At 63.2% G+C, this 13,078-nt stretch carries 9 protein-coding genes; 8 read left to right on the forward strand and 1 reads right to left on the reverse strand.

Translation table 11 applies throughout. The features are described 5' to 3' along the window. The first annotated feature begins 8 nt into the window (after window positions 1-8). From nusG to rpoC, 7 genes are all read left to right on the forward strand, one after another. Window positions 9-593, forward strand: a complete 585-nt coding sequence (gene nusG / locus AC2EBS_RS11940) for a transcription termination/antitermination protein NusG (protein WP_484728641.1) — start codon at window positions 9-11, stop codon at window positions 591-593. 154 nt (window positions 594-747) lie between these two features. After that, on the forward strand, window positions 748-1,179 hold the full coding sequence (rplK, locus tag AC2EBS_RS11945; RefSeq protein ID WP_484728642.1) for a 50S ribosomal protein L11: 432 nt from the start codon (window positions 748-750) through the stop codon (window positions 1,177-1,179). Between the two features lies 1 nt (window position 1,180). Further along, window positions 1,181-1,888: a 50S ribosomal protein L1 gene (gene rplA / locus AC2EBS_RS11950; RefSeq protein WP_484728643.1), complete on the forward strand. Its 708-nt coding sequence runs from the start codon at window positions 1,181-1,183 to the stop codon at window positions 1,886-1,888. Window positions 1,889-2,170: 282 nt separating this feature from the next. Further along, a complete protein-coding gene (rplJ, locus tag AC2EBS_RS11955) occupies window positions 2,171-2,677 on the forward strand; it encodes a 50S ribosomal protein L10 (protein WP_484728644.1) in 507 nt (168 codons plus the stop codon). 54 nt (window positions 2,678-2,731) lie between these two features. Next, window positions 2,732-3,112: a 50S ribosomal protein L7/L12 gene (rplL, locus tag AC2EBS_RS11960; protein ID WP_484728645.1), complete on the forward strand. Its 381-nt coding sequence runs from the start codon at window positions 2,732-2,734 to the stop codon at window positions 3,110-3,112. A 336-nt stretch (window positions 3,113-3,448) separates the two neighbouring features. After that, window positions 3,449-7,570: a DNA-directed RNA polymerase subunit beta gene (gene rpoB / locus AC2EBS_RS11965; RefSeq protein WP_484728646.1), complete on the forward strand. Its 4,122-nt coding sequence runs from the start codon at window positions 3,449-3,451 to the stop codon at window positions 7,568-7,570. A 21-nt stretch (window positions 7,571-7,591) separates the two neighbouring features. Next, the gene (gene rpoC, locus AC2EBS_RS11970) at window positions 7,592-11,806 is read left to right on the forward strand and encodes a DNA-directed RNA polymerase subunit beta' (RefSeq protein WP_484728647.1); all 4,215 of its coding nucleotides are present in this window, start codon (window positions 7,592-7,594) and stop codon (window positions 11,804-11,806) included. A gap of 98 nt (window positions 11,807-11,904) precedes the next feature. Here the strand turns inward: rpoC and AC2EBS_RS11975 are convergent, their stop codons facing one another. Beyond that, window positions 11,905-12,339, reverse strand: a complete 435-nt coding sequence (locus AC2EBS_RS11975; RefSeq protein WP_484728648.1) for a PIN domain-containing protein — start codon at window positions 12,337-12,339, stop codon at window positions 11,905-11,907. Between the two features lie 249 nt (window positions 12,340-12,588). On the opposite strand from AC2EBS_RS11975, the gene rpsL reads away from it, so the two are divergent. Beyond that, complete coding sequence (gene rpsL, locus AC2EBS_RS11980; protein ID WP_484728649.1) at window positions 12,589-12,966, forward strand: 30S ribosomal protein S12; 378 nt, start codon at window positions 12,589-12,591, stop codon at window positions 12,964-12,966. The last annotated feature ends 112 nt before the right edge of the window (window positions 12,967-13,078 follow it).

Raw genomic sequence — 13,078 nt, forward strand, 5'->3', positions numbered from 1 at the left:
CAAGAGCAATGAGCGAAGACCAAAACATCGCCGTGAGCGAAGCTGCTGCCCCCGCTGGTCTGCCCAAGCGCTGGTATGTGGTGCACGCCTATTCCGGCATGGAGAAGGCTGTCGAGCGCAACCTGCGTGAGCGCATCGATCGCGCTGGCATGCAAGACAAGTTCGGCCGCATCCTCGTGCCGACCGAGGAAGTGGTCGAGCTGAAGAACGGCAAGAAGGCTGTGACCGAGCGTCGCTTCTTCCCTGGCTATGTGCTCGTCGAGATGGTGATGGACGATGACACCTGGCACCTGGTCAAGCACACCTCCAAGGTCACCGGTTTCGTCGGTGGTGCGAAGAACCGCCCGGCGCCGATCTCGGAAGCCGAGGTGATGAAGATCGTCAACCAGATGCAAGAGGGTGTGGAGAAGCCGCGCCCCAAGGTCGAGTGGACGGTTGGCGAAGTCGTGCGTGTCAAAGAGGGCCCGTTCACGGACTTCAACGGTGCGATCGAGGAAGTCAACTATGACAAGTCCAAGGTCCGCGTCTCGGTCACCATCTTCGGTCGCTCGACGCCGGTGGAGCTGGACTTCTCGCAGGTCGAGAAGGTCTGACGGATTCGGGTTTGGCGGTCGCCCTGAGACCGCTCGTGTTCAGTCTGCAACGAGAGGCGGACAAGAGGAGCAAAGGTAAGAAGCACGCTTCAAGTCCTTTGCGTTAGCACTCAGGCGCAGCGGCGAGGCCGCCGCGGCGCTGTCAGGAGAAAACATGGCCAAGAAGATTGTCGGCTTCATCAAGCTGCAAATCCCGGCTGGCAAGGCGAACCCTTCGCCTCCCGTCGGTCCCGCGCTGGGTCAGCGTGGTCTGAACATCATGGAATTCTGCAAGGCGTTCAACGCCCAGACGCAGAGCTATGAGCCGGGCCTGAAGCTTCCCGTCGTGATCACCGCCTTCGCGGACAAGAGCTTCACTTTCGTGATCAAGTCGCCGCCGGCGACGGTGCTGCTCAAGAAGGCAGCCAAGATCGAGAAGGGCTCGCAGCGTCCCCATCTGGACAAGGTCGGCAAGCTGACCCGCGCCCAGCTGGAAGAGATCGCGAAGACCAAGGAGAAGGACCTTACCGCCGCCGATCTGGACGCCGCTGTGCGCACCATCGCTGGCTCGGCCCGCTCGATGGGCATCATCGTGGAGGGCGTGTGACATGGCTAAGCTGACCAAGAAGCAAAAGGCCCTGCAGGGCAAGGTCGAGTCGACCAAGCTGTACCCGCTGTCCGACGCGCTGAACCTCGTCAAGGAACTGGCTACGGCCAAGTTCGACGAGTCGATCGACGTCGCTGTCCAGCTCGGCATCGACGCCAAGAAGTCGGATCAGGTTGTTCGCGGCGCCGTCGTGCTGCCGCACGGCACCGGCAAGACCAAGCGCGTGGCCGTGTTCGCCCAGGGCGCCAAGGCTGAGGAAGCCAAGGCTGCCGGCGCCGACGTGGTCGGTATGGAAGACCTGGCCGAGCGCGTCAAGGCTGGCGACATGCCCTTCGACGTGGTGATCGCCTCGCCTGACACGATGCGCGTCGTTGGTACCCTGGGTCAGATCCTGGGTCCCCGCGGCCTGATGCCGAACCCCAAGGTCGGCACCGTGACTCCGGACGTCGCCACCGCCGTCAAGAACGCCAAGGCTGGCCAGGTCCAGTTCCGCGTCGACAAGGCCGGTATCGTCCACGGCACCATCGGCCGTCGTTCCTTCGACACCGACAAGCTGGAAGGCAATCTGCGCGCCCTGATCGACGCGCTGAACAAGGCCAAGCCGGCATCGAGCAAGGGCGTGTACCTGCGCAAGGTCGCTGTCTCCTCGACGATGGGCGTCGGCGCCCGTGTCGACGTGGGCTCGATCAACGCCACGGCCGCGGCCTGAGCGTAATCAGATGAGGTGCGACGCGAGTCTGGCGTCGCGCTGATGAATTGGTGGGGCGTCGCGGATTTTGGTCCGCGGCGCGTCATCCAAGACCGCTGGTGCGAAGCTTCCGCAGTACGGGAGGCAACGCTTAATCGGGGGTGCTAAGCCCGCTGCCAGCGCAGATGGCGGTCCCGCTGAAAGGATGGTTGCCCTGGTTTGCCGGGGCGGTTTCCTGACAGAAGGTCGCTGATTCCGGTGCCCGAGGCCGCAAGGCCGAAGGCGTAATGTGAGGAGTAGACCTTGAGTCTCAATCGCAACGAGAAAGCAGCCGTTGTGTCGGAAGTGGCAGCGCAAGCCGCCAAGTCCCAGACGCTGGCGCTGGCTGAGTACCGTGGCCTCACCGTGGAAGCCTTGAACAAGCTGCGCGTCACCGCGCGTGCCCAAGGTGTGTATCTTCACGTGCTGAAGAACACCCTGGCGCGTCGTGCTGTTGCCGGCACTTCGTTCGAAGCTGCCTCGGAGAGCATGGTCGGCCCGCTGATCTACGGCTTTTCGGAAGACGCTGTCGCGGCTGCCAAAGTCCTCGCCGACTTTGCCAAGACCAACGACAAGCTCGTCATCAAGGGTGGTGCCTACGGCGGCAAGGCTCTGGACGTCAACGCCGTGAAGGCGCTGGCAGCGGTCCCGAGCAAGGAAGTCCTGCTGTCGCAAATCGCCGGCCTGCTCAAGTCGCCGGTGCAGCGCACCGCGGCCGTGCTGGCTGCTCTGGCCGAGAAGAAGGGCGGCGGCGCCGAAGCCGCAGCCTGAGCCCCGACGACGAACTCTGCGTATCACGCAATCAACTGTTTTTAGGAAACTATCATGGCATTCGACAAAGACGCTTTCCTGGCTGCCCTGGACAGCATGACCGTTCTGGAACTGAACGACCTGGTCAAGGCGATCGAAGAGAAGTTCGGCGTGTCCGCCGCTTCGATGGCAGCTCCCGCCGCTGGCGGCGCTGCTGGCGGCGGCGCTGCCGCTGCTGAAGAGAAGACCGAGTTCACCGTGGTGCTGGCTGACGCTGGCGCCAACAAGGTGTCGGTCATCAAGGCCGTGCGCGAAATCACCGGCCTGGGCCTGAAGGAAGCCAAGGACTTGGTCGACGGCGCCCCGAAGCCTGTCAAGGAAGGCATTGCCAAGGCCGACGCCGAAGCAGCCAAGAAGAAGCTGGAAGAAGCCGGCGCCAAGGTCGAACTCAAGTAAGACCTTGGGGAGCGCGGATGGCTTGCCAGCTGCGCTCCACGACGCTAGAGGGGTGGTCCTGAGGGCCTCCCCTTTAGTCGTTTCAAGGGGCGGCCTCAGGGTTTGGCCTCTTGAGAACAGCTGAAAGACCCCGGCGCGGTATGATGCCCGGTTCTTTCAAGTGTTCTCTGATCCGACTGCAGAGAACCGGTTTGGTCGGGCCCTGGTGCAATGCCGGGGTTGTCCGCCAGCGGTTGGTAGTGGCCAACCACCAAGCTTCGGTCGCAATGACCGAATAGCCAGTCGCCGACGAAGCCCGTGCCACGGCCAGGCATGGACTCTCGACACGGAGTGTTTATGGCGCAAACAACCCCCTTCAGCTATACCGAGCGCAAGCGCATTCGCAAGAGCTTCGGCAAGCGTGAGAGCGTTCTCAACGTCCCCTACCTTCTGACGATGCAGAAGGACTCGTACGTCGCCTTCCTGCAGAAGGACGTACCGCCCACCAAACGCAAGCCCGAGGGCCTGCAGGCGGCCTTCCTGTCCGCGTTCCCTATCGTGTCGCACAACGGGTTCGTGGAGATGAAGTTCCTCGAATACAACATCGCCAAACCGCCTTTTGACACCCGTGAGTGCCAGCAGCGTGGCCTGACCTATGCAGCGGCCGTGCGTGCCAAGCTGCAGATGATCATCTACGACCGCGAGAGCCCGCAGGCCAAGACGGTCAAGGAGATCAAGGAGCAAGAGGTCTACATGGGCGAAGTGCCCCTGATGACGGACTATGGCTCCTTCATCATCAACGGCACCGAGCGCGTCATCGTTAGCCAGTTGCACCGTTCGCCCGGCGTGTTCTTCGAGCACGACAAGGGCAAGACCCACTCGTCCGGCAAGCTGCTGTTCAGCGCCCGCATCATTCCTTACCGCGGCTCCTGGCTGGACTTCGAGTTCGACCCGAAGGACATTCTGTACTTCCGCGTCGACCGTCGTCGCAAGATGCCGGTCACGATCCTGCTCAAGGCTATCGGCCTGAACCCCGAGCAGATCCTGGCGCACTTCTTCGTCTTCGACAATTTCCGTCTGATGGACTCGGGTGCCCAGATGGAATTCGTTGCCGACCGCCTGAAGGGCGAGGTCGCGCGCTTCGACATCACCGACAAGAGCGGCAACGTCATCGTCGAGAAGGACAAGCGCATCACTGCGCGCCATGTTCGCCAGCTTGAGCAGAGCGGCACCCAGCACATCACCGTGCCCGAGGACTTCCTGGTCGGTCGCGTGCTGGCCAAGAACATGGTGGACGGCGACACCGGCGAGATCATTGCTAAGGCCAACGATGAGCTGACCGACAGTCTGTTGAAGAAGCTGCGCCAGGCCGGCATCAAGGACATCCAGTGCCTGTACACCAACGAGCTGGACGAGGGCGCCTACATCAGCCAGACCCTGGCGTCTGACGAGACCACCGAACAGCTGGCTGCCCGTGTGGCCATCTATCGCATGATGCGCCCCGGCGAGCCGCCGACGGAAGACGCGGTCGAGGCCCTGTTCAATCGCCTGTTCTACAGCGCCGACACCTACGATCTCTCGCGCGTCGGTCGCATGAAGTTCAATGCCCGCGTCGGCCGCGACACGCCGGAAGGCGCGATGACGCTGTCCAACGAGGACATCCTCGACGTGGTGAAGATCCTCGTCGAGCTGCGCAATGGCCGTGGCGAAGTCGATGACATCGACCACCTGGGCAATCGCCGCGTGCGCTGCGTCGGCGAACTGGCCGAGAACCAGTACCGCTCTGGCCTGGCTCGTATCGAGAAGGCCGTGAAGGAGCGTCTGGGCCAGGCCGAGACCGAAGCCCTGATGCCGCACGACCTGATCAACTCCAAGCCGATCTCCGCGGCGCTCAAGGAGTTCTTCGGCGCCTCGCAGCTGTCGCAGTTCATGGACCAGACCAACCCGCTGTCCGAGATCACGCACAAGCGTCGCGTCTCGGCCCTGGGCCCAGGCGGTCTGACCCGCGAGCGCGCCGGCTTCGAAGTGCGTGACGTGCACGTCACGCACTACGGCCGTGTGTGCCCGATCGAAACGCCGGAAGGTCCGAACATCGGTCTGATCAACTCGCTGGCTCTGTACGCGCAGATCAACGAATACGGCTTCCTGGAGACGCCCTACCGTCGTGTCGTCGACGGCAAGGTCACAAACCAGATCGACTACCTGTCGGCCATCGAGGAAGGCAAGTACATCATTGCCCAGGCGAACGCCTCGCTGGACAAGGATGGCCGCCTGACCGACGAGCTGGTGTCGGCCCGTGAGAAGGGCGAGTCGATGTTCGTCTCGCCGGAGCGCGTGCAGTACATGGACGTGGCGCCGACGCAGATCGTCTCCGTCGCGGCTTCGCTGGTGCCCTTCCTGGAGCACGACGACGCGAACCGCGCGCTGATGGGCGCGAACATGCAGCGTCAGGCCGTCCCGACCCTCCGTCCCGAAAAGGCACTGGTGGGTACCGGCATTGAGCGTGTCGCGGCCAAGGACTCCGGTACGGTGGTCGCTGCGCGTCGTGGCGGTGTTGTCGACTACGTGGACACGAACCGTATCGTGATCCGCGTGAACGATGACGAGACAGTCGCTGGTGAAGTCGGTGTGGACATCTACAACCTGATCAAGTATCAGCGTTCGAACCAGAACACCAACATCCACCAGCGTCCCATCGTCAAGCGTGGCGACAAGGTGGCGGCCGAGGACATCATTGCCGACGGCGCCTCCACCGATATCGGCGAACTGGCCCTGGGTCAGAACATGCTGGTCGCCTTCATGCCCTGGAACGGCTACAACTTCGAGGACTCGATCCTGATCTCGGAGCGCGTCGTGGCCGAGGACCGCTACACCTCGATCCATATCGAGGAACTGGTCGTCAACGCCCGCGACACCAAGCTGGGCAGCGAAGAAATCACCCGCGACATCCCGAACCTGAGCGAGCAGCAACTGGCTCGCCTGGACGAGTCGGGCATCGTCTACATCGGCGCCGAGGTCGGCCCGGGCGACGTGCTGGTCGGCAAGGTGACCCCGAAGGGTGAAACTACCCTGACCCCGGAAGAGAAGCTGCTGCGCGCCATCTTCGGCGAGAAGGCGTCCGACGTGAAGGACACCTCGCTGCGCGTGGATCAGGGTACCTCCGGCACCGTGATCGACGTGCAGGTCTTCACCCGCGAAGGCATTCAGCGCGACAAGCGCGCCCAGCAGATCATCGACGATGAACTGAAGCGCTTCCGCCTGGACCTGAACGACCAGCTGCGCATCGTTGAGGCCGACGCTTTCGACCGTATCGAGAAGCTGCTCGTCGGCAAGGTCGCCAACGGTGGCCCGAAGAAGATCGCCAAGGGCACGGTCATCAGCAAGGACTATCTGGCCGAGGTCGAGAAGTTCCACTGGTTCGACATCCGTCCCGCCGAGGACGATGTGGCCAACCAACTGGAGTCGATCAAGAACTCGCTGGAGCAGACCCGTCACAGCTTCGACCTCGCCTTCGAAGAGAAGCGCAAGAAGCTGACGCAAGGCGACGAGCTGCCGGCCGGCGTGCTGAAGATGGTCAAGGTCTACCTGGCCGTCAAGCGCCGCCTGCAGCCTGGCGACAAGATGGCCGGCCGTCACGGCAACAAGGGTGTGGTTTCCAAGATCGTTCCGATCGAAGACATGCCTTATATGGCCGACGGCACGCCTGCCGACATCGTGCTGAACCCGCTGGGCGTTCCGTCCCGGATGAACGTGGGTCAGGTGCTGGAAGTGCACCTGGGCTGGGCCGGCAAGGGCATCGGTCAGCGCATCGGCGACATGCTGCAGCAGCATGCGGCGGTGAGCGAACTGCGCAAGTTCCTCGACGAGTTCTTCAACAAGTCGGGTGGCAAGAGCGAGAACCTGGACGAGCTCAGCGATGCCGAGATCGTCGAGATGGCCAAGAACCTCTCGCTGGGCGCGACCTTTGCGACGCCGGTGTTCGACGGTGCCAAGGAAGAAGAGATCCGCGGCATGCTCAAGCTGGCCTATCCGGACGATATCGCCGCCAAGAAGGGCCTGACCGCAACGCGTACCCAGGCCACGCTCTATGACGGCCGCACCGGCGACGCCTTCGAGCGTCCGGTCACCGTCGGCTACATGCACGTGCTCAAGCTGCACCACCTGGTGGACGACAAGATGCACGCCCGCTCGACTGGCCCGTACTCGCTCGTCACCCAGCAGCCGCTGGGCGGCAAGGCGCAGTTCGGCGGCCAGCGTTTCGGCGAGATGGAAGTCTGGGCGCTGGAAGCCTACGGCGCCGCCTACATCCTGCAGGAAATGCTGACGGTGAAGTCCGACGACGTGAACGGCCGTACCAAGGTCTACGAGAACATCGTCAAGGGCGAGCACTCGATCGAGGCCGGCATGCCGGAGTCGTTCAACGTGCTGGTGAAGGAAATCCGTTCGCTCGGTATCGACATCGAGCTCGAGCGCAACTAAGAGACGGAACAGGAGAAACACATGAAAGGTTTGCTGGACCTGTTCAAGCAGTTCACGCCTGACGAGCACTTCGACGCGATCAAGATCGGGCTGGCCTCGCCCGAGAAGATCCGTTCGTGGTCCTTCGGCGAGGTGAAGAAGCCCGAGACCATCAACTACAGGACTTTCAAGCCCGAGCGTGATGGCCTGTTCTGCGCCAAGATCTTCGGCCCGATCAAGGACTACGAGTGCCTGTGCGGCAAGTACAAGCGCTTGAAGCACCGCGGTGTGATCTGCGAGAAGTGCGGCGTTGAAGTCACCCAGACCAAGGTGCGTCGCGAGCGCATGGGTCACATCGACCTGGCTGCGCCCTGCGCCCACATCTGGTTCCTCAAGTCGTTGCCGTCGCGTCTGGGCCTGGTGCTCGACATGACGCTGCGCGACATCGAGCGCGTGCTGTACTTCGAAGCGTACGTCGTCGTCGATCCCGGCATGACGCCGCTGAAGAAGTTCTCGATCATGAGCGAGGACGACTACGACGCCAAGCGCGTCGAGTACGGTGATGAGTTCATCGCGCTGATGGGCGCCGAGGGCATCAAGAAGCTGCTGGAGGACATGGATCTCGACGTCGAGATCGATCGCCTGCGCAACGACATGACCGGCTCGGAGCTCAAGGTCAAGAAGAACTCCAAGCGTCTGAAGGTCATGGAGGCCTTCAAGAAGTCGGGCATCAAGCCGCACTGGATGATCATGGAGGTCCTGCCGGTGCTGCCGCCGGACCTGCGTCCGCTGGTGCCGCTGGATGGTGGCCGCTTCGCGACCTCGGATCTGAACGATCTGTATCGCCGCGTCATCAACCGCAACAACCGCCTGGCCCGCCTGCTGGAGCTGAAGGCTCCCGAGATCATCGTGCGCAACGAAAAGCGCATGCTGCAGGAAGCCGTCGATTCGCTGCTGGACAACGGCCGCCGTGGCAAGGCCATGACCGGTGCGAACAAGCGTGCCCTCAAGTCGCTGGCCGACATGATTAAGGGCAAGAGCGGTCGCTTCCGTCAGAACCTGCTGGGCAAGCGCGTCGACTACTCGGGCCGTTCGGTTATCGTGGTGGGCCCGACGCTCAAGCTGCACCAGTGCGGCCTGCCCAAGCTGATGGCTCTGGAGCTGTTCAAGCCCTTCATCTTCTCGCGCCTGGAGGCGATGGGCATCGCCACCACGATCAAGGCGGCGAAGAAGGAAGTGGAAGCCGGCACGCCGGTGGTCTGGGACATCCTGGAAGAGGTCATCAAGGAGCACCCGGTTCTGCTGAACCGCGCGCCGACGCTGCACCGTCTGGGCATCCAGGCCTTCGAGCCGGTGCTGATCGAAGGCAAGGCGATTCAGCTGCACCCGCTGGTGTGCGCGGCCTTCAACGCCGACTTCGACGGTGACCAGATGGCCGTCCACGTGCCGCTGTCGATCGAAGCGCAGATGGAAGCCCGCACGCTGATGCTGGCCTCCAACAACGTGCTGTTCCCGGCGTCGGGCGAGCCCTCGATCGTGCCTTCGCAGGACGTGGTGCTGGGCCTGTACTACGCGACCCGCGAGCGCATCAACGGCAAGGGCGAAGGCATGGTCTTCTCCGACCTGCCCGAGCTGCAGCGCGCGCTGGACAATGGCGTGGTCGAGATCACTGCCAAGATCAGCGTGCGCCTGACCGAGTACGCCAAGAACAAGGAAACCGGCGAGTGGATCCCGGAGACCAAGCTAGTGGACACCACGGTCGGCCGCGCCCTGTTGTCCGAGATCCTGCCCAAGGGCCTGCCGTTCTCGAACATCAATAAGGCGCTGAAGAAGAAGGAAATCTCTCGCCTGATCAACACGTCCTTCCGCAAGTGCGGCCTGAAGGAAACCGTGGTCCTGGCCGACAAGCTGCTGCAGTCGGGCTTCCGCCTGGCCACGCGCGCCGGCATCTCCATCGCGGTGGACGACATGCTGGTGCCCAAGCAGAAGTACGAGCTGATCGAGCGTGCCGAGAAGGAAGTCAAGGAGATCGAGCAGCAGTATGTCTCGGGTCTGGTGACGGCCGGCGAGCGCTACAACAAGGTCGTCGACATCTGGGGCAAGACCGGTGACGAGGTGGGCAAGGTCATGATGACCCAGCTCTCCAAGCAAAAGACCCTCGACCGCAACGGCAAGGAAGTGGATCAGGAGTCCTTCAACTCCATCTACATGATGGCCGACTCCGGTGCCCGCGGTAGCGCAGCGCAGATCCGTCAGCTGGCCGGCATGCGGGGTCTGATGGCCAAGCCGGATGGCTCGATCATCGAGACGCCGATCACGGCGAACTTCCGCGAAGGCCTGAACGTTCTGCAGTACTTCATCTCCACCCACGGTGCTCGTAAGGGCCTGGCGGATACGGCGCTGAAGACCGCGAACTCGGGCTACCTGACCCGTCGTCTGGTCGACGTGACGCAGGACCTGGTCGTGACAGAGGACGATTGCGGCACCGACAACGGCATTGCGATGCGCGCCCTGGTCGAAGGCGGTGAGGTGATCGAGTCGCTGCGCGACCGCATCCTGGGCCGCGTCACCGCGATCGACGTGCTGCATCCGGAAACCCAGGCCGTGCTGGTGCCTGCCGGCCAGATGCTGGACGAGGACACGCTGGATGCGCTGGAGCAGGCAGGCGTCGACGAGGTCAAGGTGCGCACGCCGCTGACCTGCGGTACGCGCTTCGGCCTGTGCGCCAAGTGCTATGGCCGCGATCTGGGCCGTGGCGGTCTGGTGAACAAGGGCGAGGCCGTCGGTGTGATTGCCGCGCAGTCGATCGGTGAGCCGGGCACGCAGCTGACGATGCGTACCTTCCACATCGGTGGTGCGGCTTCGCGCGCTGCCGTGGCCTCGAGCGTCGAGGCCAAGTCGGACGGTATCGTCGGATTCAATGCCACGATGCGCTACGTCACGAACGGCAAGGGCGAACTGGTGGTGATCTCGCGCTCGGGCGAGATCATCATTACCGACCCGCACGGTCGTGAGCGCGAGCGCCACAAGGTGCCGTACGGTGCGTTGTTGAATGTGAAGGCCGACCAGAGCATCAAGGCTGGCACGGTGCTGGCGAACTGGGACCCGCTGACCCGCCCGATCATTACCGAGTTCGCCGGCAAGGCGAAGTTCGAGAACGTCGAGGAAGGCGTCACTGTGGCCAAGCAGGTGGACGAGGTCACCGGCCTGTCCACGCTGGTGGTGATCGACCCGAAGCGCCGCGGCGCTGCCAAGGTCGTGCGCCCGCAGGTCAAGCTGCTGGATGCCAATGGCAACGAGGTGAAGATCCCTGGCACCGATCACTCGGTGACCATTGGATTCCAGGTCGGTGCGCTGATCCAGATCCGCGACGGCCAGGACCTGGCGCCTGGTGAGGTGCTGGCACGTATCCCGGTGGAAGGCCAGAAGACCCGCGACATTACCGGCGGTCTGCCGCGTGTGGCCGAGCTCTTCGAAGCCCGTTCGCCTAAGGATGCCGGCGTGCTGGCCGAGCAGACCGGCACCGTGTCGTTCGGCAAGGAGACCAAGGGCAAGGTGCGTCTGGAGATCACCGATCCGGAAGGCCACAAGCACGAAGTGCTGGTGCCAAAGGAGAAGAACATCCTGGTGCACGAAGGCCAGGTGGTGAACCGCGGCGAGCTGATCGTCGACGGTCCGGCCGATCCGCAGGACATCCTGCGTCTGCTGGGCATCGAGGAACTGGCGCGCTACATCGTCGACGAGGTGCAGGACGTCTACCGTCTGCAGGGTGTGAAGATCAACGACAAGCACATCGAGGTGATCGTTCGCCAGATGCTGCGCCGCGTGCAGATCGTCAACCCGGGCGATTCCAGCTACATCGCCGGCGAGCAGGTCGAGCGCTCCGAGTTGCTGGACACCAACGACAAACTGCGCGCCGAGGGCAAGCTGATCGCCACGCATGCCGACGTGCTGCTGGGCATCACCAAGGCCTCTCTGTCGACGGACTCCTTCATCTCTGCGGCTTCCTTCCAGGAAACCACCCGCGTGCTCACCGAGGCTGCCATCATGGGCAAGCGCGACGAGCTGCGTGGCCTGAAGGAGAACGTCATCGTCGGCCGCCTGATCCCCGCCGGTACCGGCATGGCCTTCCACGAGGCGCGCCGTGCCAAGGAAGCGATGGACGATGCAGAGCGTCGCGCCATCGCCATGCAGGAAGCCGAGGAACTGGCCGCCGCGCAGATGAGCAGCGTGGAGGGCGAGGGCGGCGCCGAGTAGTCGGCCGCAGCGATCCTCAAGCCGTCAAGGGCTGCCTTCGGGCAGCCCTTTTTTCATTGCCGACTTGCGCCACTTGCGACGCTTTGGCGGAGGCTGGTTCAGGGGGTATTCGTCAAGGTGCTCAGGTTCAACTGCCGTGCCCACGAGGCCGGCGTCAGTATCTCGAGTCCATGGGCGCGCGCCCGCTTGGCCAGGGCCAGCACGGCCCTGTCGCGGGACAGCAGCCAGCGAGCGCCGATGGCGAGCGCCAAGTCGATGAAGATTTGGTCGTCACGGTCGCGGCAAATCAGCCGTACCGTCGGCATTGGATCGAAGTCGACGAAGCGGCAGTGCTGCCTGAAGCGGCACTCTATGCCGGGCTGATCCGGCAGATAACGGGCGGCCACGCCGCGACCCAGTACGTGCTGCAACTCGTCGAGCATGGATGGGTGGCTGATCCAGCGGAGTTGGCCGCCAAGGATCTGGCCGACCAGGGGCGCCACCGAGGGATCATTGAAGACGAGCCAGTCCATGACGACTTGGGTATCGATCACGACGGCGGGTGCAATGGGAGGCAAGGGTGGTCCGGCTTGGGCTGCTGCAGCGGACAGTCTAATCCGCCCGCTTGCTGCTGCAGCCGCTCCTCGGCTACAATCACCGGCTCTTCGGCTTTTCAGTCGCGCGCATCGACGTGCGGCCCGCTGTGAAACCCGACGCACCGCGCCTTGCGTGGTGCGTTTGCGCGTTTGTGGTGGGGCTGACTGGCCGGGAAATCTGTGACTTCAAACGGGAACAAGTTACTTATGCCAACTATCAATCAGCTCGTGCGCCAAGGCCGTCAGGCCGAGGTCACGAAATCCAAGTCGCCGGCGATGCAGGAATGTCCGCAGCGCCGCGGTGTCTGCACGCGCGTTTACACCACGACGCCGAAGAAGCCGAACTCCGCTCTGCGTAAGGTCGCCAAGGTGCGTCTGACCAACGGTTTCGAGGTGATCTCGTACATCGGTGGTGAAGGCCACAACCTGCAAGAGCACAGCGTCGTGCTCGTGCGCGGCGGCCGTGTGAAGGATCTGCCGGGTGTGCGTTACCACATCGTCCGCGGTTCGTTGGACCTGCAGGGCGTGAAGGATCGCAAGCAGGCGCGTTCCAAGTACGGTGCGAAGCGCCCGAAGAAGGCCTAATCAAAGAGTTGTCGCGGTTCAGCCCAGGGCTGTGCCGGACGTTTGCGGTCTGTGTGCGCCATTCATGGCGTAACAGCCGAGTAAGTGGATGGCCCCTGATGTCGGTGGTCCT

The organism is Roseateles sp. T103, assembly GCF_057219915.1.

Coding starts and splice junctions, on each gene's coding strand:
- rplA (WP_484728643.1), top strand. CDS start 1,181: ATGGCTAAGCTGACCAAGAAGCAAAAGGCCCTGCAGGGCAAGGTCGAG.
- rpoC (WP_484728647.1), top strand. CDS start 7,592: ATGAAAGGTTTGCTGGACCTGTTCAAGCAGTTCACGCCTGACGAGCAC.
- rplL (WP_484728645.1), top strand. CDS start 2,732: ATGGCATTCGACAAAGACGCTTTCCTGGCTGCCCTGGACAGCATGACC.
- nusG (WP_484728641.1), top strand. CDS start 9: ATGAGCGAAGACCAAAACATCGCCGTGAGCGAAGCTGCTGCCCCCGCT.
- rplK (WP_484728642.1), top strand. CDS start 748: ATGGCCAAGAAGATTGTCGGCTTCATCAAGCTGCAAATCCCGGCTGGC.
- rpsL (WP_484728649.1), top strand. CDS start 12,589: ATGCCAACTATCAATCAGCTCGTGCGCCAAGGCCGTCAGGCCGAGGTC.
- rpoB (WP_484728646.1), top strand. CDS start 3,449: ATGGCGCAAACAACCCCCTTCAGCTATACCGAGCGCAAGCGCATTCGC.